Below are 18,672 nucleotides of genomic sequence, written 5' to 3' on the forward strand. Positions count from 1 at the left end.
CCCCACCCCGCCCCACCCGACCCCGTTCATCAAGAAGTTTTCGCCGTCCTCGGGCCCCCATCCCGACCCAAACTTCTTGGTCGACAAGGCGAGGTGGGCAGGTGAGGCAGGGCTGGGTAGGTGGTGGGTGAGCGCGTGAGTGAGTTGTCGACGTTGTGTTGGCGATATATCGTTGATGCATCAGTGATAGTTCCGGGAAGGAGAACAGCGATGAAGTTTCATCGGCGTGGGCACGGGTTGCACGAAGGGCGGATGCGGGGGTTCGGGTTTCCGCCGGGGCCGCCGTTTCCGCCGGGCGGGCATGGGTTCGGGCACGGTCGGGGCGGTCGCGGACGGGGGCGGGGACGCCGCCCGAACGTCCGCAACGCGGTGCTGGCCCTGCTCACCGAGCGCCCGATGCACGGCTACGAGATGATCCAGGAGATCGACTCCCGCACCGGCGGTAGCTGGCGGCCCAGCCCCGGCTCGATCTACCCGACGCTCCAGTTGCTGGAGGACGAGGGCGTCATCGTCGCCACCGAGGAGTCCGGCGGTGGCCGCAAGCGGTTCACCCTCACCGAGCAGGGCCGCACCGAGGCCGACGAGGCGGCCCAGACGCCGCCCTGGGCGGAGGTCGCCGAGGACACCATCAACAGCTGGCACGACATCCGCAACGCCGGCATGCAGGCCATGCAGGCGCTGCGCCAGGTGATGATGACGGGCACCGACGACCAGCGGGAACGCGCCGCCCAGGTGCTCGACGAGACCCGCCGCAAGCTGTACGCGATCCTCGCCGAATCCGAGTGACCCCGGTACGCGCCGAGGGCGGCCACCCAGTGGATGGCCGCCCTCCTGCTGGTCGCGTCGTCAGTGCACGGTGACGGTGGCGCCGGGAATCATGTCGCGCAGTTCCTCGGGCAGCTCGGCGCCCATCTCGTCGGCCAGCCGCAGCGCCTCCTCGATCAGGGTCTCCACGATCTGCCCCTCGGGCACCGTCTTGATGACCTGGCCCTTGACGAAGATCTGCCCCTTGCCGTTGCCGGAGGCCACCCCCAGGTCGGCCTCACGGGCCTCACCGGGACCGTTCACCACACAGCCCATCACGGCGACCCGCAGCGGCACCGGCAGCCCTTCCAGGCCGGCGGTGACCTCCTCGGCCAGCTTGTAGACGTCCACCTGGGCCCGCCCACAGGACGGGCAGGAGACGATCTCCAGGCCCCGCTCGCGCAGTCCGAGTGACTCCAGGATCTGGTTGCCGACCTTGATCTCCTCGACCGGCGGCGCGGACAGCGACACCCGGATGGTGTCGCCGATCCCCTCGGCCAGCAGCGCACCGAAGGCGACAGCGGACTTGATGGTGCCCTGGAACGCCGGCCCGGCCTCGGTCACGCCGAGGTGCAGCGGGTAGTCGCACTGCTCGGCGAGCTGCCGGTACGCCCGGATCATCACCACCGGGTCGTTGTGCTTCACCGAGATCTTGATGTCCCGGAAGCCGTGCTCCTCGAACAGCGAACACTCCCACAGCGCCGACTCGACGAGCGCCTCCGCCGTGGCCCGGCCGTACTTGGCCAGCAGCCGCTTGTCCAACGAGCCGGCGTTGACCCCGATCCGGATCGGCGTACCCGCGGCGGAGGCCGCTGCCGCGATCTCCTTCACCTTGTCGTCGAACTGGCGGATGTTGCCCGGGTTTACCCGGACCGCCGCACACCCGGCGTCGATCGCGGCGAAGACGTACTTCGGCTGGAAGTGGATGTCCGCGATCACCGGGATCTGCGACTTCTTCGCGATCGCCGGCAGCGCCTCCACGTCGTCCTGGCTGGGCACCGCGACCCGGACGATCTGGCACCCGGACGCCGTCAGCTCAGCGATCTGCTGGAGGGTGGCGTTCACGTCGGAGGTCAACGTGGTGGTCATCGACTGGACGGACACCGGCGCGCCACCGCCGACCGGCACGGACCCGACCATGATCTGGCGGCTGGCCCGGCGGGGCGCGAGCGGCGGCGGCGGTACGGGCGGCATACCGAGACTGACAGCGGTCACTTCAGGCACTCACTTTGGGAAGAGGGTGATCGGGTTGACCACGTCCGCGGTGATGGTGAGCAGGGTGAACACCCCACCGATCAGGATCACCACGTACGTGAAGGGCATCAGCTTGAAGTAGTCCACCCGGCCCGGGTCGGGCCGGCGCAGCCGCGCGTACAGCCAGGAGCGGGCTCGTTCGAACCAGGCGATGGCGATGTGGCCGCCGTCCAGCGGCAGCAGCGGCAGCAGGTTGAACACCCCGATGAAGAAGTTCAGCGAGATGAACAGCATGATGAAGATTTCCCAGGCGTTGTTGGCGACCGCCTCGCCGCCGAGGACGCTGGCGCCGACCACGCTGATCGGGGTGTCGATGTCCCGCTCGCCGCCGGTGATGGCGGTCCAGAGCGCGGGGATCTTCTCCGGCAGCCGCTGCAACGCCTGCGCGGTGGCCACCGCCATGTCGCCGATGAAGGTGCTTGTCGCGCCGACCGCCTCGACCGGGCCGTAGCTGACCAGGCCGGGAGTGCTGATGACCAGGCCGATGCCGAGGGCGGAGACGTCGCCGACCGGCCCGTCCGGGTTGTCGATCGGCGGGCGCTTGGTGGTGGCCAGCACCGTCTCGACGTTGCCGGGCTGGCCGTCGCGTTCGTACCCGATCTTGGCGGTGCTGCCGGGGCTGGTGGCCCGCAGCGTGGTGAGCAGGTCGCCGTAGTTGGCGATCGGGGTGCCGTTGATCGAGGTGATCCGGTCGCCGTCCTGAAGCCCGGCCGCAGCGGCGGGGCTCGGCGCGTCACCGGTCTCGCAGGCCCGGTACGTGGTGTCGGGCAGGACGCAGTCCTGGAGGGCGATCACCGCCGGCTCGCTGCGGATCTGCTCCTCGGTGCTGGGAAAGTTCGGGTTGGGCAGGCCGAAGGTCATCGCGGCCAGCCAGGCGGCGAAGATCGCCAACCCGAAGTGGGTCACCGACCCGGCGGACATCACGATGGTGCGCTTCCACACCGGGTAGCGCCACATGGCGCGCTTCTCGTCACCGGGCTCGACGTCGTCGTCCTGCGGCGTCATACCGACGATCTTGCAGAAGCCGCCGAGTGGGATGCCCTTGATCCCGTACTCGGTCTCGCCGCGCTTGAACGACCAGAGGGTGGGGCCGAAGCCGACGAAGTAGCGGGTGACCTTCATGCCGAAGGCCTTGGCGGTGAGCATGTGCCCGGCCTCGTGCAGGCTCACCGAGATGAGAATGCCGAGGGCGAACAGCACCACCCCGAACGCGAACGACATCAAGCTCCTTCCACCGCAGCAGCGATGATCTCCTGCGCGTGTGCGCGCGCCCACGACTCGGCTTCGAGTACGTCCTCGACGGTACCCGGTTCGCCGAAATCGGGAGCCTCCTCCAACACGCGCTGCAACGTGTCGACGATGCCGAGGAACGGCAGCCGTCCGGCGACGAACGCCGCCACGCACTCCTCGTTCGCCGCGTTGTAGATCGCCGGCCGGCATCGACCGGCCTCCCCGGCCGCCTTGGCCAGCGCCACCGCCGGGAACGCCTCGTCGTCAAGCGGCGCGAACTCCCAGGTGTGCGCGGTGGCCCAGTCGACCGCGGCGGCCGCCTCGGGCACCCGGTCCGGCCAGCCCAATCCGAGGGCGATCGGCAGCCGCATGTCCGGCGGGCTGGCCTGCGCCAACGTCGACCCGTCGACGAACTCGACCATCGAGTGGATCACCGACTGGGGGTGCACCATCACGGTGATGTCGGCGTACGGCACGTCGAACAGCTCGTGCGCCTCGATCACCTCAAGCGCCTTGTTGACCATGGTCGCCGAGTTGATCGTGACGACCGGTCCCATGTTCCAGGTCGGGTGGGCGAGCGCCTGCTCCGGCGTGACCGCCGTCAACTCGTCGCGCCGCCGCCCCCGGAACGGCCCACCACTGGCGGTGACGACCAGCCGGCGTACCTCACCCCGGGTGCCGCCGCGCAGGCACTGCGCCAGCGCCGAGTGCTCCGAGTCCACCGGGACGATCTGCTCCGGCCGCGTCACCGCGCCCTTGACCAGCGATCCGCCGGCCACCAGCGACTCCTTGTTGGCAAGCGCGAGCGTACGCCCGGCGCGCAGCGCCGCCAGGGTCGGCGCCAGCCCGAGCGACCCCACCACCCCGTTGAGTACGACGTCACACGGCCACTGCGCCAGCTCGGTCATCGCCTCCGGCCCGGCCACGATCTTGGGCAGCTTGAACTCGCCGCTGGCCCAGCCCTGCCGGCTCGCCTCGGCGTAGAACGCCAGCTGAAGATCCTGCGCGGCGGACGCCTTCGCCACCCCGACCACGTCGACACCGAGTTCGAGCGCCTGGGCGGCGAGCAGCCCGATGTTGCCGCCACCGGCACCCAGCGCCACCACCCGGAACCGCTCCGGGTTGCGCCGCACGATGTCGATGGCCTGCGTACCGATCGACCCGGTACAACCCAGCAGCACAAGATCACGGGGGGACGTCACGCCGCCCATTGTTACGCACCGCCGCTGAGCGCAAGGCAGGGCACCTTGTTGACGCCTCCGGTGAAGCAGGGCCCCTGTGCTGACAGGAAGCAGCTACCGTCAGCTCTCCCCGAGCGGGGCATCTTCGTCCTCCAACGGAGCTTCCTCGCCGAGCAGGTCACCCGGATCGACCGAGAACTCGAATGGCTCCCGCATCACGAAGGTGCTTCCGGCCGCGGCGGCGGCCACCGGTCGGTACTCGCCGTCGGTCAGCTCGAACAGTGCGATGGTGGGGACTCGGTTACGCAAGTCGACCCGGAGGAAGAAGGGTACGCCGGCCGTACCGTACTCGCGCGGACGATCGATGATGTCCTTACGCCGGTTACCGGGCGACACGACCTCGCCAAGCAGAACGGCATGTCTGATGTCCATCGTCGTGCGCCCCCCTCCGGGAACGCGCAGCACGACGAGGTCGGGGATGAACAGATCCTGCCCGGAGACGACGTTCGCCTCCGCGTAGAGCCACAGCTTGGCCTTCCGGGCAGCCTGCTTCAACAGGTACGCGAGGTCTAGCTCGGCATCCTGGTGGTCATATCCGGCGTGGGGTGTCACGATCACGCTTCCGCTCAGGACCTCAACCTTGGGGCCGTTGGTCTGCGGCAACAGGTCGAGGGCGAGCTGGGCGGTCCACGGCTCGTCGTGCCACCGCAGCACGTCGAACGACGGCCCGGCGGGACGGACTTCGACACCGTCGGACGGCGGCTCGGGCACGTACGCGGCCTGCGACATCCGGGCTCACCCCCTCAGCGGAACATCTTGCTCAACTCAGCCTAGCCAGCACAGTCCGCACCGCACGCCATCGCACAACCTGTCCGCCCCGGCGCCAAAGAATGTCCAGCGGCGCTGCACCAAGGCAATAAGCCGGACTTATACTTCCGGCGTGTGGGAAGTTAGATTGCACCCCGAGGTCGAGGCATGCTTCCTCATTCCTCGTCGCTGGCGACAAGTCTGGACAGTGGCAACGCTGGTACCAAAGCGCCATAGCGACGGCCGATGCCCGCTTCGAGGAGCATCTGACAAGGCTGAAGGAAGAGCAGCGATGAGCGAGGCAAGGAACTGGCGCGACGTGAAGGACAAGGCCCGAGCCGTCGATCCCGAGTGGGACACCGGCGAACGGGTCGCTCGGCGCACCCGAATGCGGGAGCAGATGCTCGCCTCGGTCAGTGGCGCACAGCTGGCCGAGATCCGGAAGCAGCTCGGCATGACCCAGGCCCAACTCGCCGAGGCTGCGGGATTGTCGCAGGCACGCATCAGTCAGATCGAGAACGGCACAGTGACCAACCTGGAGACCCTCCGCGCCTACGTCGCGGGGCTCGGCGGACACCTCGATGTCGTCGCCCGTATCGGGAACATCCACCTCAACGTCGCCTGACCCGTATCGTCGATTCCCGCTGCCTGAATGTTGGTCCCTGCCGCTCGGCAAGTTCGGTGCCGGCGATCGCCGGCACCGAACCATGTCGCGTCGAGTTCAGGTGCGGGGGGCGAAGCGGCCCGCGCGGGTGGCGGCGACGAACCGGGTCCAGCTCGTCGCGGCGAAGCTCAGCTCCGCGCCCTGCCGGTCCTTGCTGTCGCGTACGCCGACCGCGCCGACAAAGCCGGCCACCTCGACGCAGTCACCGTTACTGCCGGACCGGGACGACGTGCGCCACACTCCGTCACGTCTCATGGGTCATCTCCTTTGCGATCACCGTTATCAGCTCACGGGATTCATCGACGTCGAGCGCCCGCTCGCTGAGCGAGCGCCACGCTTCCTCGTAGGTCTGGATCTCGTGCGGCTTGTCAAGGTAGACCGCGCCGCACGGGCCGTCCATGTAGATGGTGGTCGGCTCCGGCTCCCGGACATCGATCGGGAAGTCGAGCATGGTGAAGGCACCAGTGTCGCCCCAACGGAACAGCCCCGCGCGCAGTGGCAGCACCCGAAGGCTGACGTTGTGCCGCTCGCTGGTCACCACCAGGGCGTCGAGCTGCCGGGCCATCGCGAGCCGGTCACGCAACGGCCGGCGCAGCACCGCCTCGCTGAGGATCACGTCCAGGTACGGAGCCCGGGGCACCGCCCGCGCCAACAGCCGCTGTCGGCGCAACCGGATATCCACCTTGGCCTGCCGTTCCACCTCACTCAGGTTCGGCTGGTCGAGGGCGATCACTTCGCGCGTGTACTCGACCGTCTGCAACAGGCCGGGTACCAGGTCGGCCTCGTACTTTCGGATCTTGGTCGCGGCGGCCTCCAGGCCGACGTACAGCTTGAACCAGTCTTTGATCGCCTCGCCGTAGCTGTGCCACCAGCCGTGCGCCTTGGTCTCGCGGGCCAGCGACCGCATGGTCTGGATGGTCTCGGGGGTCGCGCGGTACACCCGGCACATGGCCTCCACGTCGTTCGGGTGCATGGGGACCTGGCCGGTTTCGTACCGCCAGATTCGCGGCGTCGACCATTCCAGTTCCTTCGCGGCGGCGACCACAGTTACGTGCGCGTTTTCGCGAAGTTCTCTCAAATACCTGCCGAGTTGCCTACGCGGGACGGTGCTTCCCGGGTCGTCCACGTCATCTCCTCTGCTGTTGTCGCGTAAGGCACCTCATCCCTTGATTCGCATTCTCGCGCAAAACATTGCGCCAGGCCAGTAGTGAAATGACCATCGTGGATGACCAGCCAATCCCCCTGGCAGGTCACGGCCGGAGCGGACGCCTCCCACGAACCTCATCCCGGCGTCCGCTCCGGCCCCGCGACCATTCCACAAGGGAGGACCATGGATTCGATCGACGAAGCCCTCGGCGAGATTCCGCTGCCTCCCTACATCACCGCCGAAGATGTCACATTCGCGCTCCGGGCGATAAGCGTGCACGCCGCCGAACAATGGCCCGACGGCCCGCGCTGCCGCAACGACCGGGCAACCCACCCCTGCCGCCTGCACCGCTGGGGCCGCCGCATCCTCGCCATGCGCGGCCTCACCGACCAGGAAATCCAGACAATGCTCGCCGAGCAGGAAGCCGCCCGCCCATGATCTACCTGTCCGGGGAACGCCCACTCCCCCAGCACGCCCGCGCCGCCACCTTCGACACCCGCTGGCGCGGCCTCGACCCGGACCAGGTGTACGCCTACCTCAACCGGCTCGCCGACGAGCTGGAACGCCTGCACCGCGAGTTGACCACCGCCAACACCGAAGCCGAACGCATCCGCCAGGCACTGCGCCAGTGGCAGACCCGCCAGGCCGCCCACCGCCACCACGGTCGCGACTCCCGATGAGCCCACCCCGCTGGGTCATCCACCTACCCACCACCCTGACCAGCCCCGACGCGGCGACCGCGCTCGCCGTGGCCCTCCGCGACTCCCTCGGCCACCTGACGGTCATCGACTTCGGCGAAACCACCCTCAGCGAAGAAGACCACCAAAGCCGGCGTACCCGACTCTGGTGCGACACCCCACTCGACGGCCCCGACCGCTGCCGCCGCCCCGACGCCCACCCGGGCCCCTGCGCTCTCGATCGATCTTGACGCCCACTGCCGGACCCAGCTCATGATCTTATGACCTACTTCTGCCCGTACGATTCGTACGAGTTGTACAATCGGAACCGTGAGTGAGCCCGCAGCCGAACTCCCGATCTCAGACGCCCGTGACAGCCTCGCGGACGTCGTCTCCCGCGCTCACTACGCCGGGAGGATCACCTACGTCACCCGTCGGGGGCAACGCCTGGCCGCCATAGTTCCGGCCGAGGTCGCCGAGGCCATCGAGCGCGCCGAAGACGCCAGCGATGTCGCCGCCGCCCGCGAGGCCCTGACCCGCATTGACGCCGGCGACACCCCGATACCGCTGACCGACCTACGCGATGAGCTCGGCTTGTGACCAGCCCGACTCCACCCGCCTACACCGTCCAGGTCGACCGAGCCGCCGCCAAGCTGCTGCGCAAGCTCGACCGCCCCGTGCAGGCCCGCCTCGTCACCGCCATCGCGAATCTAGCCACCGAACCTCGCCCAGCCGGCGTCAAAGCCCTGACCGGCCATTCCAGCCTTTTCCGCATCCGCGTCGGCGCATACCGCATCATCTACACCGTCCGGGACCAGGAGCTGATCGTGCTCGTCGTCCACCTCGGGCACCGCAGCGACGTCTACGACCTGCTCTGAGGCACCCGGCGTACGGCGTAGCGGATGGCCCACGGGATGCCGACAACCATCACGACCACCGCGACGATCGGCACGACGACCACCGCCGCACGTTGCGGAGGCCAACCGGTAAGCAGACGCAGCAGCAACGGCAGTGGCACCATCGCCCCAGCGAGTATGCCCGCGACGCAGATCCGGGCGGTCAGGGCCGGCGACGGCTCCGTTACGTTGGCGACGAGCACGGCGACGCCCGCCGGCACCGCCGTCATCCCCACGATCAGCGCCACCATGACTACCGATCCCACTGCGTCGTCCGAGGTCGCGCCACGCCATGCGTAGGGGACGTACAGGGCGAGCGCCACGAGGCCGAGCGCGCCGCCGACGGCGGCAAGTGGGATCAGGAACCAGCCGTACCGCCGCGCCAGCAACGTGGCGCAGCCGGCAAGCACCACCAGGCTTCCCACCGCGACCGACAGCGGAACGGCGACCCGCCAGCCGACGGTGACGGTCGCCTCCGCGACACTCGGGATCGGTGTCGCGGGTTGCTGATGCCGGAAGCTGTCACCGGCATGGGTGCCGAAACCGATGCGCTCCCAGCGGCCGGCGGTGTCCCGGCGGGCAAAGCCGTCCCGACCGTTTGCCACCAGCACGACCACCCCACCGTCCGGCTGATCCCGGACCAGCAACGCGCGGGACGACAGGTACTCGTCGGCATCACGCATGCCGGGTATCGCCGTCGCCAGTCGCTGTCGGGCGTCCTCGTCGACCTGCCAGGTAAGGTGCCAGGTCGCTCCGCCATCCTGGCTCTCCTCCACCCCCAGTTGACGCGGAACGATCCGGAAGCAGTGCTGCGGCACCAGCGTCGAGCAGTCTGCACCGGTCGCGGCGGGTGGCGGTTGTCGCGGGAACACCTCGTAGCCGACCTCCGGCAGCCCCGAGAACGTCGGTCCGTCGTCGCTGCTGACCCACCACCACTCAGCTTCGCGGTGAGCGTGGTAGGCGTTGCCGATGCCGACCACAGCGACGCCCTGCCACTCGTACAACGCGACAGCATCGTCGTACCGGGGAGCGGAGGTGGCCGCGACGCCCAGCCCGGCGATCGGCAACACCACAAGCACCGCCACCATCCGCAGCCAACGTGCCAGGCTCGGGCGGGCCACCGCCGAACGCCACGTCCACCAGGCCAGGCCCAGCGCCGGCAGCGTCAGCAAGTCCGTGCCGTCGGCCAGGATCACCGAAGGTCCGTTCACCACGCTCCACACCGCGGACGCCGTGGCCGCCCCCTCCGGAGTGGCCTTCACCGCCGTGAATCCCACGCCGACGATGAAGATCGAGACGGCCGCCAGCAGGTCGCCCGGCGTACGGCCAGACCCGGGACCAGCAACCCTGACCGTACGCCGCAGCACCGGCAGTCGACCGCACCCTGCCGGCAGCAGCGCCAGCACGACGGCCAGCAACGGTGGCGCCATCACCAGCCCGGTGGCGTCGCTGAGCTTTCCCGTCAACCAGCCGGGATAGGCCGCCTTGAGCACGTGGTCGTTGAGGATCAGCAGCGCGGTGGCCGCCACCGTCATTGGATGGATCAGCCAGGTCAGGAAGCTGTCGATCGCCCCGCCGCCCGAGCGACCCACACCTGGCCCATGCTGCTGCGACGTGTCCATGCTTCCCCCGTGATGCTGCGAGCGCTTGCGCCTTCACGGTCGACCCCGCGGATAACACTCCAGCCTCGCCCGAGCCTCAAACCCGCATCCATGCCGGTCTGTGTTCAGCAGCGGCGGCCTAACCAATCACCGCAGCGCCTCACGGGACGGAGTAGTCGGTCGCCGAATCACCTCCGGCAGTGGTGCAGGATCTGCGACCAAGCCGAGGATCGCGCTCCGGACGGTCAAGAAACGTTGTGAGGTGGCTGCAGCCCATACCAACACGTCCCGGTCGATCCGAACCTTCATGCCGCCGCACCGGTGTGCTTGTCGCACTGCTGCTGCGGGTGGCCGGGGTCGGCTTCGACGACATCGCCGACGACTACGCCCGGACGCTGGGATGCACCACGACGCCGATGCGCAACACGCTGGCACACCTGGAGGCTCGCCACGGTGGCGCGGTGCCCTATCTGATCGGCGCGGGCGTCGAGCCGGCCCAGCTCACAGCGGTCCGGGGACGGCTGGTCCAGCCGGACACCGTACGTCAGCGGGAGGCGGGTGCGGTCAGGACGAACGTCTCCACCTCGGTGCCGCCGTACCAGTCGGTACGCCGACCCAGGTGAGCCATGCCGAGCCGCCGGCACACCGCCATCGAGCGTTCGTTGCCGGGCGTCACCACGGCGTACACCTGCCGAGTGTCGGTGGTGAACTCGCGGGCCAGCACCGCGCGGGCCGCCTCGGTGGCGTAGCCGTGACCCCACGAGTCGGGGTGCAGGTGCCAGCCCACCTCGATGTCGCTGGTCGGGGTGCGGCCGTCGGCGCCCGGTAGCGGCTTGAGCAGGACACTGCCCGCCACCGCGCCGGTGGCCCGGACCTCGATCGCCCAGATGCCGTACCGGCTGGCGTACCGGGCGTACCGTTCCCGCCAGGATGCCAGCCGCTCGGCGGCCTGGCCGGGCTCGGTGAGCCGGCCCGCTCCCCCGCCCAGCCAGCGCATCACCTCATGGCGGGAGTAGATGTCGTAGATGCGGGCCAGATCGTCCTGCGCGTCGGTCCAGTCACGCAGCAGCAGCCGGTCAGTCGTCGCGACGCTCATGGCCGGCGATCGTAGTCCGAACGGTCACCGCCCACTGCTCACCGCCCGCCCGCTCGGCGGTTCTCGCCAGGTCGACCGGTGCGACGCGGGTGACAGGCACGGTTGCCGGGACAGGGGACGGGGAAATGGAGCGCGATGGGCGGTGCGTGGGAGCGGACGAAGCGGATCACCAGGGGGGCTTTCCGCCCGGTCCGTGGCCGGGATCTGTCGCTGCACGCCGCCGCGATCACGTTCTACGGGGCGATCGCCGTGGTGCCGGTGGCCCTGCTGGCGATCTGGCTCACCTCGCTGCTGGCGGGGGCGTCCCAGGTGCGCCGGCTCACCGGGTACGCCGTGGCGGCGCTGCCGGACGCGATCGGTGCGCCGCACGCGGTGGCCGCGCTTGTCGAGGCCGGGGTCGGTCTGACGCCGTGGCTGGCGCTGGCCGCGCTGCTGCCGGCGTCGCTGTACGGCGAGGGGTTGCGCCGGGCGTTCGTCTCGGTCGCCGCCCCCCGTTCCGACGAGCATCTCATCGGCTGGCGGGGCCGGCTGTTGCTGCTGCCGCTGCTGGCGCCGGCCCCGGCGCTGTTGCTGTCGATCCTGCTGGCCCTGCCGACCACCACCGGGCTGGTCCGGCGCGGTGGCTGGGCCGGTGCGCTGGGTGTGGTGCTGTCGTTCCTGGCGGTGTGGCTGGTGCTCACGCCGGTGCTGATGTGGGTGTTCCGGGTGGTCGGCCCGGCCTCGCCGGACTGGCTCTCCACGCTGGCGATGGGCTCGTTCACCGCCGCGAACCTGTCCGGCTTCCTGCACGGCTTCGTGCTCTTCGCCTCGTTGCCACTGGACCTGGGCGTGCCCTTCGGCGGGCTGGACGAGGTCGGTGCCGCCGTGGCGATCCTGCTCTGGCTCTACCTGTTCCACGTGATCGTCCTGGCCGGCTACTCCGCCACCCTGGCCCTCTCCTCCTGGCGCACCCGCCGGTAACAGCCTCCGGTAACACCCGCCGGTAACAGCCTCGATCATGAAGTTGTTGCCCTGAGCAAACGCTCTCCGAGGCAACAACTTCATGATCGACGGAGCTGGCGTCAGCGGATCCGCTGGTTGACCGCGTTAGCGGCACTCCTGGAGATCAAGATCGCCGCTAACCTCATGATCAACAGGGGTGGGGCGGGGTGCGGACGGGTTAGGGTGCGGGGATGGTGGGTGGTGAGGTGCCGGGGCGGGCGGACGTCGTCGTCGTGGGGGCGGGGCACAACGGGTTGGTGTCGGCGATCCTGCTGGCCCGGACCGGGTTGGACGTGTTGGTGCTGGAGGCCGCCGAGGTGATCGGCGGGGCGACCCGCACCGAGAACCCGTTCCCGAAGGTGCCCGAACTGCGTCACTCCACCGGGTCGTACCTGCTCGGGCTGATGCCGCCGGAGCTGCTGGCCGCACTCGACGTCCGGATCCCGGTGCTGCGCCGCGACCCGCACTACTTCCTGCCCACCCCCGGCGGAGTCGGCTCGCCGTACCTGCTGTTCGGCACCGACGCGGCGGCCACCCGGGCGCAGCTCGCCGAGTTCTTCTCCCCCGCCGACGCCGCCGCCGACGAGGCGTTGCAGGCCGAGCTGGCCGCGTTGCGCGAGGACCTCGCCCCGGCCTGGCTGACCGAGCCGCTCAGCGTCGAGGAGACCGGCGAACGCTACGTCCGCCCCGCGCTGCGCCAGGTCTTCGTCGACCTGGTACGCGGCTCCGTCGCCGACTACCTGGCCCGCTTCGACTTCCGCTCCGAGCTGCTGGTCAGCATGTACGCGGTCACCGACGGCCTGTCCGGGCTCAACGCCGGCCCCGACGACCCCGGCACCGGGCACAACTTCCTGGTGCACAACATGTGCCGGCTGCCCGGTTCGGGTGGCACCTGGATGATCGCCGAGGGTGGCATGGGCACCGTCTCGCGGATCTTCGCCGACGCGGCCCGGGCCTCCGGTGCCCGGATCGTCACCGGTGCGCCGGTCAGCGCGATCACCCTCGACGGTGGCGCCGCCCGGGGCGTGGTGCTCGCCGACGGTCGCCAGGTCGACGCCGAGGTGGTGCTCGGCGCCTGCGACCCGTACCGGCTGATGGAGCTGCTGCCCGACGGCGCGTTGCCGACCACGCTCAGCGGGCGGATGGCGGCGGTCCGGCGCACCGGCAGCACCCTCAAGCTGAACCTGGCGCTGCGTGGCCTGCCCCGCTTCTCCTGCCTGCCCGAGGGCGCGCCGAGCCCGTTCGGCTCGACGATCCACCTGCTGCCCGGCTCGGCGACGCTGGCCGGCGGGACCGGCGAGTCACCGATGGCGGCACTGCGCGCCATGTGGGCCGACGTGCGGGCCGGGCGACTGCCGCAGGAGCCGACGATCGAGTGGTACCTGCACACCACCGTCGACCCGTCGCTGGCCGACCCGGCCGGGCACCACTCGTCGGCGCTGTTCGTGCAGTCCGTGCCGTACGAGTTGGCCGGCACCACCTGGGACGCCGAACTGCCCGGTTACGTCGACAAGCTGATCGGCATCTGCGAGCGGTACGCCCCCGGCGCTGGCGACCTGATCGCCGACGCGGTGCCGCTGCCGCCGCCCGGCATCGAGGCGCACTTCGGCATCACCGGCGGCCACATTCACCACGTCGACAACACCGTCTCGTTCGCCGATCGGATGCCGTACGCCACCGGCGTAGACGGGGTGTACGCGGGCAGCGCCGGCTGTCACCCCGCCGGCAGCGTCATCGGTGCCGCCGGTCACAACGCCGCCCAACGCATCCTCGCCGACCTCGGCCGGTAGATGCGGTTGACGTCCCGGCTGCGCGGTCCGGGCCACGGCCTCGGCGAGCGCCGGACCGTCGGCCCGGATGAGCTCAGCTCGCCGGCTGGGTGACCTCCGTGGCGGGAGCCTCCTCGCCGACCCGGTGCGCGCGGACCTTGTGACCGACGCTTGTCAGGCAGCGCCCGCTGGGCAGGTCGAACCGCCAGCCGTGCAGCTGACAGGTGAGCTGGTCGCCGTCGACGATGCCGAACCGGCTCAGGTCCGCCTTCAGGTGCGGGCAGCGCCGCTGCACCACCCAGTCGCCGATGGTGATGTCCTCGGCGTCCACCGCCCGTTCGTGCTCGTCGTACCAGCCCTCGGCGTACTGGAGACGCTCGGTGGAGAGGCACTTGAAGAAGGCGTACACGAACTCGTTGTACTGGCCGATCCGGGCGGCGGAGAAGCGGCAGGACAGGAAGAGCGAGTTGACCCAGTCCACCTCGCCGATGTGCAGCAGGTGCTCCACAAGCGCCCGCTCGGTGCGGAACCGGTAGCGGACCTTCTCGTCGGCGTACGGTCGCACCTGCTTGCCGGGGAAGTCGACAACTATTGATTCAATGGTCTCGCCGCCTAAGCTGTCAGTGCCGACCAGGTCGAAGCGGACCGGACCGCCGACCCCCTTGGCCAGGTAGATCGACTCGTCGAGCAGCGGCTCGATGCGCCGCTTCAGCTCCTTGAGCACGTCGACCTCGGGGTGCCGCCAGGACGCCTTCTCCGCCTCGATGATCGGCCGCTTACGCTCGCGCATCTCCTCCAGGTGGGCGACCTTGTTGGCGAAGAACTCCTCAACGGGCACCGGGTGGGTGGTCGTGGCGTCGGTGGTGGTGATCTCGGTGACGCTGCCGGGCAGCAGCACGATGCCGTTGGTGCCGCCGACCTTCGCGTACTCGGACAGGAAGACCGACTGGTCGGGGAAGATGTTCCCCTCGTCGCCGAAGATGTCGTTGAACTGCCACAGCTCGTCGTCGAGGAAACACGGCGGGCCGGCGATCGGGAAGACGTGGTCGGCCTTGAGGTCGTCGATGTAACGCCAGGTGCGGTCGAACTGCCGGTCCCGCTTCTGCTTGCCGAAGGCGGTCTTCGCCGCGTTCGGCAGCTCGTAGACCATCGGGTACCAGATGGCGCCGGAGAACTGGAGCAGGTGCGCGTGCACGTGGCCCAGCTCGGCGAAGGTGCTCAGGTCGGTCGGTCGGGCGTCGTTCTGGTTGAGCAGCCGGACGCCGTCGTACTCCACCCAGAGCGAGGAGTCACCGATCGGGCCATCCGTCGGGCTGGTCAGCGCCTGGATCATGATCTTGAGGCCGCCGTCCAGCTCGACGACCTCCTCGTTGCGGGTCTTCAGGAAATTCGTGAAGCCCAGCTCGCGGAACTCGTCCTCCATCTCGGAGGTGGGGAACTCGGGCAGCAGCACGGTCGCCTTCTTCGACACGTAGCGCTTCAGGTGCGCCGCGTCGAAGTGGTCCCGGTGCAGGTGCGAGACGTACAGGTAGTCGACGTCGCCGAGGGCTTCCCAGTCGAGCTGGGAGTTGTCGGGGAACGGGAACCAGGAGGCGAAGTAGGCCGGATTGACCCACGGGTCGCACAGGATGCTGCCCGCGGGCGTGTCGATCCGCATGCTGGCGTGCCCCGTACCGGTCACTCGCACCGCAGTTCCCCCTCAAAACGACAATCAAGGTGTACGCCCCAGAACGCTACCGGAGGCAGTCTGGTCCTCGCCCCGCGACGCCGGTAGTGCCCTTGCACCCATCAGAGCGGGGCCCATCGGCCCTGGCCGGAAACCGTCCCGGCGGACGTGCCAGACTAGCCGGAGATCCGTTCGCGAGGAAGGACCGACAGTGGCAGGCAGCGAGCCGGTAACGTCGCCAGACCAGCACAAGCCCGGGCACCGTAAGGCCGGGCGGATCGGCGCGGTGCTCACCGCGTTCGTGCTGCTGGCCATGCTCTGCGGCAACCACGAGGGCAGGGTCGAGAACCTCTGGCTGATCGGTCTGGCCGCACTGCTGCTGCTCATCGTGATCGGTGACGTGGTGCTGCGCCGCAACGGCCTGCGCTCCTGACCATTCCGGCGAACCGCGAACGCCTGCGCCGCTGAGCGACGGGGGCGGCCCGCGACGGACGTAGGTCCACCGCCGTCACCTGCACGACCAAACGCGAGGGCCCGGCTCCGGTCTCCGGAGGCGGGCCCATATGCGTTGGTCAGCGGCCGAAGAGGATGTCCTGCACGTTCTTCAGCGCGGCGTCGACCTCGGCCTCGAAGTAGCCGCCCTGCACCAGCCCGAAGCGCAGCGTGTCCAGGTCCTTCGGGTTCACCGGCATCTGGTTGCGCCCGGCCATCCCGCCGAGCAGCGACTCGAAGAACCGGTCCACCTGGGCCGGGTCGTACCCACTGCCGAAGCGACGGACCTGGAAGCTGCGGCGGATCTGGTCCACCCGGTAGAGGTCGCTGCCGGGCGGGCCGGCCATCGGGGGGCCACCCATCGAGGGACCGGCCATCGCCGGCGGACCACCCATTGCCGGGGGGCCACCCATCGGAGGGCCGCCGTGGGCCTGCTGCGGCAGGCCGGGAGGGCCCGCCGGGCCACGCCGCGGGTCCCGGTCCGGCAGCCTCATCTCGGCGGTCATGTCGGTACGGCCGTGCCGACCCGCCTCGAACCCGTCGAAGCGCTGTTCATCCGGCGGACCGTAGCCACCGGGACCGTCCGGCGGACCGTAGCCGCCCGGCGCGTCCGGCGGACCGTAGCCGCCGGGCAGACCACGCGGTGGCGGCCCACCGTGGCCCATGCCGCCGGGAGGGCCCATCGGCGCACCCGGGCCCATCGGGGCGGCCGCGCCGCGCGGGCCGTCGTAACCACCCCGGGGAGCGTTGTCGTACCCACCGGCGAAGGCACCCGTCGGCTCGTCGTAGCGGCCGTAGGGCGGCCCGGCCTGTGCGGGCATCGCCCGGGGCGGCATCGGCGGCTGCGGCACCGGAGACATGCCGCGGTCATCCCGCATGCCGGGACCCAGCCGGTCCATCGGGCCCATCCGGCCGTCGCCGCGACCGGACACGCCGCCGCGCTCCTCCAGCTCCGCCAGTTGCCGTTCGACCCGGTCGAGGTGCAGGTCCACCTGCCACTCGTCGTAGCCGTTGAAACGAACCCGGAAGACGACGTCATGGACCTCCTGCGAGGCCACCGGCGCTCCGACCGGCTGCCCGGCGAGGGTCGCCTCGACCCGGTCCAGGAAGGCGTCCACCTCGTCAACCTTGTATCCCCGGCGGAGCGCCTTACGCCGGAAACGCTGACCCTGACTCGCCACTATGTCTCCTGGTCTCGTTCGCCACGCCCGGTCACGCCGTCATCTCACCGGCCGGGTCGGTGCCACTGTCCTCCGCGGCGGCCAGCTGCCCACATGCTCCGTCGATCTCGCGACCTCGGGTGTCCCGCACCGTGGTGGACACCCCGGCGTCGCGCAACCGCCGGACGAACTCCCGCTCGACCGGCTTCGGGCTGGCGTCCCAGCGGCTGCCCGGAGTCGGGTTCAGCGGGATCAGGTTCACGTGGGCCAACTTGCCGGCCAACAGCCGGCCGAGCAGGTCAGCTCGCCACGGCTGGTCGTTCACGTCCTTGATCATCGCGTACTCGATCGACACACGACGGCCCGTGCGGGCCGCGTAGGCCCAGGCTGCGTCCAGCACCTCGCACACCTTCCAGCGCTGGTTGACCGGCACGAGTTCGTCGCGCAGCTCATCATCGGGGGCATGCAGCGACAACGCAAGGGTCACCGAGAGGTCTTCGCTGGCCAGTCGGTGGATGGCCGGCACCAGCCCGACCGTGGAAACGGTGATGTGCCGCTGCGACAGGCCGAGCCCCTCGGGCGCCGGCGCGACCAGCCGGCGGATCGCGGCGATCACCCGGTTGTAGTTCGCCAGCGGCTCGCCCATGCCCATGAAGACCACGTGAGACAGCCTGGGCGGTGACCCGGCGACCTTGCCCGAGGCGGCCACGCCCGCCAGGTACACCGCCTGGTCGACGATCTCGGCAGTGGAGAGGTTGCGGGTCAGACCGGCCTGGCCGGTCGCGCAGAACGGGCACGCCATGCCACACCCGGCCTGGCTGGAGATGCAGACGGTGACCCGGTCCGGGTAGCCCATCAGCACGCTCTCCACCAGCGAGCCGTCGTGCAACCGCCACAACGCCTTGCGGGTCGCGCCGTCGTCGCAGGCCAGTTCGCGTACCGGGGTGAGCAGTCGGGGCAGCAGCTGGTCGGCGAGGCGCTCGCGGGACGACGCCGGCAGGTCGGTCATCTGCGCGGGGTCACGCACCAGCCGGCCGAAGTAGTGGGTGGAGACCTGTCGGGCCCGGAACGCCGACTCGCCCAGCTTCGTGACCAGGTCCTTGCGGCCGGCGAGGTCGAGGTCGGCGAGGTGTTGTGGTGGCATCGCGGCCCGGCGCGCACCCGGCGCGTCCGGGTCGACCGGAATCAGGGGAAGACTCGTCATGACCCGTCCAGTCTGGCACGCCCGGCCCGGAACGCACCCCTGC

At 69.8% G+C, this 18,672-nt stretch carries 22 protein-coding genes; 11 read left to right on the plus strand and 11 right to left on the minus strand.

Features of this window, described 5'->3' with window-relative positions; all coding sequences use genetic code 11:
* The first annotated feature begins 210 nt into the window (after positions 1-210).
* The gene (locus tag KBX00_RS27510; protein ID WP_210830969.1) at positions 211-786 is read left to right on the plus strand and encodes a PadR family transcriptional regulator; all 576 of its coding nucleotides are present in this window, start codon (positions 211-213) and stop codon (positions 784-786) included.
* Positions 787-846: 60 nt separating this feature from the next.
* Here the strand turns inward: KBX00_RS27510 and ispG are convergent, their stop codons facing one another.
* The 4 genes from ispG to KBX00_RS27530 form a co-directional block, all read right to left on the minus strand.
* A complete protein-coding gene (ispG, locus tag KBX00_RS27515; protein ID WP_210830970.1) occupies positions 847-2,019 on the minus strand; it encodes a flavodoxin-dependent (E)-4-hydroxy-3-methylbut-2-enyl-diphosphate synthase in 1,173 nt (390 codons plus the stop codon).
* Positions 2,020-2,028: 9 nt separating this feature from the next.
* Positions 2,029-3,279, minus strand: coding sequence for an RIP metalloprotease (locus KBX00_RS27520; RefSeq protein WP_093401662.1), 1,251 nt, complete (start codon positions 3,277-3,279; stop codon positions 2,029-2,031).
* Positions 3,279-4,490: a 1-deoxy-D-xylulose-5-phosphate reductoisomerase gene (dxr, locus tag KBX00_RS27525; protein ID WP_210830971.1), complete on the minus strand. Its 1,212-nt coding sequence runs from the start codon at positions 4,488-4,490 to the stop codon at positions 3,279-3,281. Before dxr ends, KBX00_RS27520 begins: the two co-directional genes overlap by 1 nt.
* 99 nt (positions 4,491-4,589) lie before the next feature.
* The gene (locus KBX00_RS27530) at positions 4,590-5,258 is read right to left on the minus strand and encodes a Uma2 family endonuclease (RefSeq protein WP_210830972.1); all 669 of its coding nucleotides are present in this window, start codon (positions 5,256-5,258) and stop codon (positions 4,590-4,592) included.
* 310 nt (positions 5,259-5,568) lie between these two features.
* Between KBX00_RS27530 and KBX00_RS27535 the strand changes: the two genes are divergently transcribed.
* Entirely contained in the window at positions 5,569-5,901 is a 333-nt protein-coding gene (locus KBX00_RS27535; RefSeq protein ID WP_210830973.1) for a helix-turn-helix transcriptional regulator, read from the plus strand.
* 96 nt (positions 5,902-5,997) lie between these two features.
* Here the strand turns inward: KBX00_RS27535 and KBX00_RS27540 are convergent, their stop codons facing one another.
* The gene (locus KBX00_RS27540; protein ID WP_210831003.1) at positions 5,998-6,180 is read right to left on the minus strand and encodes a DUF397 domain-containing protein; all 183 of its coding nucleotides are present in this window, start codon (positions 6,178-6,180) and stop codon (positions 5,998-6,000) included.
* Between the two features lie 4 nt (positions 6,181-6,184).
* A complete protein-coding gene (locus KBX00_RS27545; RefSeq protein WP_210830974.1) occupies positions 6,185-7,066 on the minus strand; it encodes a helix-turn-helix transcriptional regulator in 882 nt (293 codons plus the stop codon).
* Positions 7,067-7,270: 204 nt separating this feature from the next.
* Between KBX00_RS27545 and KBX00_RS27550 the strand changes: the two genes are divergently transcribed.
* The 5 genes from KBX00_RS27550 to KBX00_RS27570 all read left to right on the plus strand — a co-directional run bounded on the left by KBX00_RS27550 (position 7,271) and on the right by KBX00_RS27570 (position 8,642).
* Complete coding sequence (locus KBX00_RS27550; protein ID WP_210830975.1) at positions 7,271-7,525, plus strand: hypothetical protein; 255 nt, start codon at positions 7,271-7,273, stop codon at positions 7,523-7,525.
* Complete coding sequence (locus KBX00_RS27555) at positions 7,522-7,767, plus strand: DivIVA domain-containing protein (RefSeq protein ID WP_210830976.1); 246 nt, start codon at positions 7,522-7,524, stop codon at positions 7,765-7,767. Before KBX00_RS27550 ends, KBX00_RS27555 begins: the two co-directional genes overlap by 4 nt.
* On the plus strand, positions 7,764-8,015 hold the full coding sequence (locus KBX00_RS27560) for a hypothetical protein (RefSeq protein ID WP_210830977.1): 252 nt from the start codon (positions 7,764-7,766) through the stop codon (positions 8,013-8,015). The genes KBX00_RS27555 and KBX00_RS27560 overlap by 4 nt, the downstream gene beginning before the upstream one ends.
* Before the next feature lie 79 nt (positions 8,016-8,094).
* A complete protein-coding gene (locus KBX00_RS27565) occupies positions 8,095-8,364 on the plus strand; it encodes a type II toxin-antitoxin system prevent-host-death family antitoxin (protein WP_203993758.1) in 270 nt (89 codons plus the stop codon).
* 77 nt (positions 8,365-8,441) lie between these two features.
* On the plus strand, positions 8,442-8,642 hold the full coding sequence (locus tag KBX00_RS27570; RefSeq protein WP_307869093.1) for a type II toxin-antitoxin system RelE/ParE family toxin: 201 nt from the start codon (positions 8,442-8,444) through the stop codon (positions 8,640-8,642).
* Here KBX00_RS27570 and KBX00_RS27575 read toward each other — a convergent pair.
* On the minus strand, positions 8,627-10,282 hold the full coding sequence (locus KBX00_RS27575) for a hypothetical protein (protein ID WP_210830978.1): 1,656 nt from the start codon (positions 10,280-10,282) through the stop codon (positions 8,627-8,629). The genes KBX00_RS27570 and KBX00_RS27575 overlap by 16 nt on opposite strands.
* A gap of 302 nt (positions 10,283-10,584) precedes the next feature.
* On the opposite strand from KBX00_RS27575, the gene KBX00_RS27580 reads away from it, so the two are divergent.
* The gene (locus KBX00_RS27580; protein ID WP_210830979.1) at positions 10,585-10,884 is read left to right on the plus strand and encodes a hypothetical protein; all 300 of its coding nucleotides are present in this window, start codon (positions 10,585-10,587) and stop codon (positions 10,882-10,884) included.
* Here KBX00_RS27580 and KBX00_RS27585 read toward each other — a convergent pair.
* Positions 10,806-11,357: a GNAT family N-acetyltransferase gene (locus tag KBX00_RS27585; RefSeq protein ID WP_210830980.1), complete on the minus strand. Its 552-nt coding sequence runs from the start codon at positions 11,355-11,357 to the stop codon at positions 10,806-10,808. The two genes, KBX00_RS27580 and KBX00_RS27585, sit on opposite strands and share 79 nt — an antisense overlap.
* A gap of 135 nt (positions 11,358-11,492) precedes the next feature.
* Here KBX00_RS27585 and KBX00_RS27590 point away from each other — a divergent pair, with 135 nt between their 5' ends.
* Together KBX00_RS27590 and KBX00_RS27595 are read left to right on the plus strand one after the other, a co-directional pair.
* Entirely contained in the window at positions 11,493-12,317 is an 825-nt protein-coding gene (locus KBX00_RS27590) for a YhjD/YihY/BrkB family envelope integrity protein (protein WP_210830981.1), read from the plus strand.
* A 212-nt stretch (positions 12,318-12,529) separates the two neighbouring features.
* Positions 12,530-14,128: an NAD(P)/FAD-dependent oxidoreductase gene (locus KBX00_RS27595; RefSeq protein WP_210830982.1), complete on the plus strand. Its 1,599-nt coding sequence runs from the start codon at positions 12,530-12,532 to the stop codon at positions 14,126-14,128.
* Positions 14,129-14,201: 73 nt separating this feature from the next.
* Here the strand turns inward: KBX00_RS27595 and KBX00_RS27600 are convergent, their stop codons facing one another.
* Complete coding sequence (locus KBX00_RS27600) at positions 14,202-15,794, minus strand: Rieske 2Fe-2S domain-containing protein (protein WP_210830983.1); 1,593 nt, start codon at positions 15,792-15,794, stop codon at positions 14,202-14,204.
* A 190-nt stretch (positions 15,795-15,984) separates the two neighbouring features.
* Here KBX00_RS27600 and KBX00_RS27605 point away from each other — a divergent pair, with 190 nt between their 5' ends.
* Positions 15,985-16,206, plus strand: a complete 222-nt coding sequence (locus tag KBX00_RS27605; protein ID WP_210830984.1) for a DUF2631 domain-containing protein — start codon at positions 15,985-15,987, stop codon at positions 16,204-16,206.
* A gap of 139 nt (positions 16,207-16,345) precedes the next feature.
* Here the strand turns inward: KBX00_RS27605 and KBX00_RS27610 are convergent, their stop codons facing one another.
* On the minus strand, positions 16,346-17,446 hold the full coding sequence (locus KBX00_RS27610) for a DivIVA domain-containing protein (RefSeq protein WP_210830985.1): 1,101 nt from the start codon (positions 17,444-17,446) through the stop codon (positions 16,346-16,348).
* A gap of 31 nt (positions 17,447-17,477) precedes the next feature.
* A complete protein-coding gene (gene rlmN, locus KBX00_RS27615; protein WP_210830986.1) occupies positions 17,478-18,629 on the minus strand; it encodes a 23S rRNA (adenine(2503)-C(2))-methyltransferase RlmN in 1,152 nt (383 codons plus the stop codon).
* Positions 18,630-18,672: the final 43 nt, after the last annotated feature.

This window comes from Micromonospora sp. C95 (assembly GCF_018070465.1).
Taxonomy (GTDB): domain Bacteria; phylum Actinomycetota; class Actinomycetes; order Mycobacteriales; family Micromonosporaceae; genus Micromonospora.

Excerpts from the sequence above, each read along its gene's own strand:
- KBX00_RS27535 (WP_210830973.1), top strand. The coding sequence starts at position 5,569 with ATGAGCGAGGCAAGGAACTGGCGCGACGTGAAGGACAAGGCCCGAGCC.
- KBX00_RS27590 (WP_210830981.1), top strand. The coding sequence starts at position 11,493 with ATGGGCGGTGCGTGGGAGCGGACGAAGCGGATCACCAGGGGGGCTTTC.
- KBX00_RS27585 (WP_210830980.1), bottom strand. The coding sequence starts at position 11,357 with ATGAGCGTCGCGACGACTGACCGGCTGCTGCTGCGTGACTGGACCGAC.
- KBX00_RS27520 (WP_093401662.1), bottom strand. The coding sequence starts at position 3,279 with ATGTCGTTCGCGTTCGGGGTGGTGCTGTTCGCCCTCGGCATTCTCATC.
- KBX00_RS27595 (WP_210830982.1), top strand. The coding sequence starts at position 12,530 with ATGGTGGGTGGTGAGGTGCCGGGGCGGGCGGACGTCGTCGTCGTGGGG.
- KBX00_RS27550 (WP_210830975.1), top strand. The coding sequence starts at position 7,271 with ATGGATTCGATCGACGAAGCCCTCGGCGAGATTCCGCTGCCTCCCTAC.
- KBX00_RS27530 (WP_210830972.1), bottom strand. The coding sequence starts at position 5,258 with ATGTCGCAGGCCGCGTACGTGCCCGAGCCGCCGTCCGACGGTGTCGAA.
- KBX00_RS27555 (WP_210830976.1), top strand. The coding sequence starts at position 7,522 with ATGATCTACCTGTCCGGGGAACGCCCACTCCCCCAGCACGCCCGCGCC.
- KBX00_RS27510 (WP_210830969.1), top strand. The coding sequence starts at position 211 with ATGAAGTTTCATCGGCGTGGGCACGGGTTGCACGAAGGGCGGATGCGG.
- KBX00_RS27560 (WP_210830977.1), top strand. The coding sequence starts at position 7,764 with ATGAGCCCACCCCGCTGGGTCATCCACCTACCCACCACCCTGACCAGC.
- KBX00_RS27575 (WP_210830978.1), bottom strand. The coding sequence starts at position 10,282 with ATGGACACGTCGCAGCAGCATGGGCCAGGTGTGGGTCGCTCGGGCGGC.
- rlmN (WP_210830986.1), bottom strand. The coding sequence starts at position 18,629 with ATGACGAGTCTTCCCCTGATTCCGGTCGACCCGGACGCGCCGGGTGCG.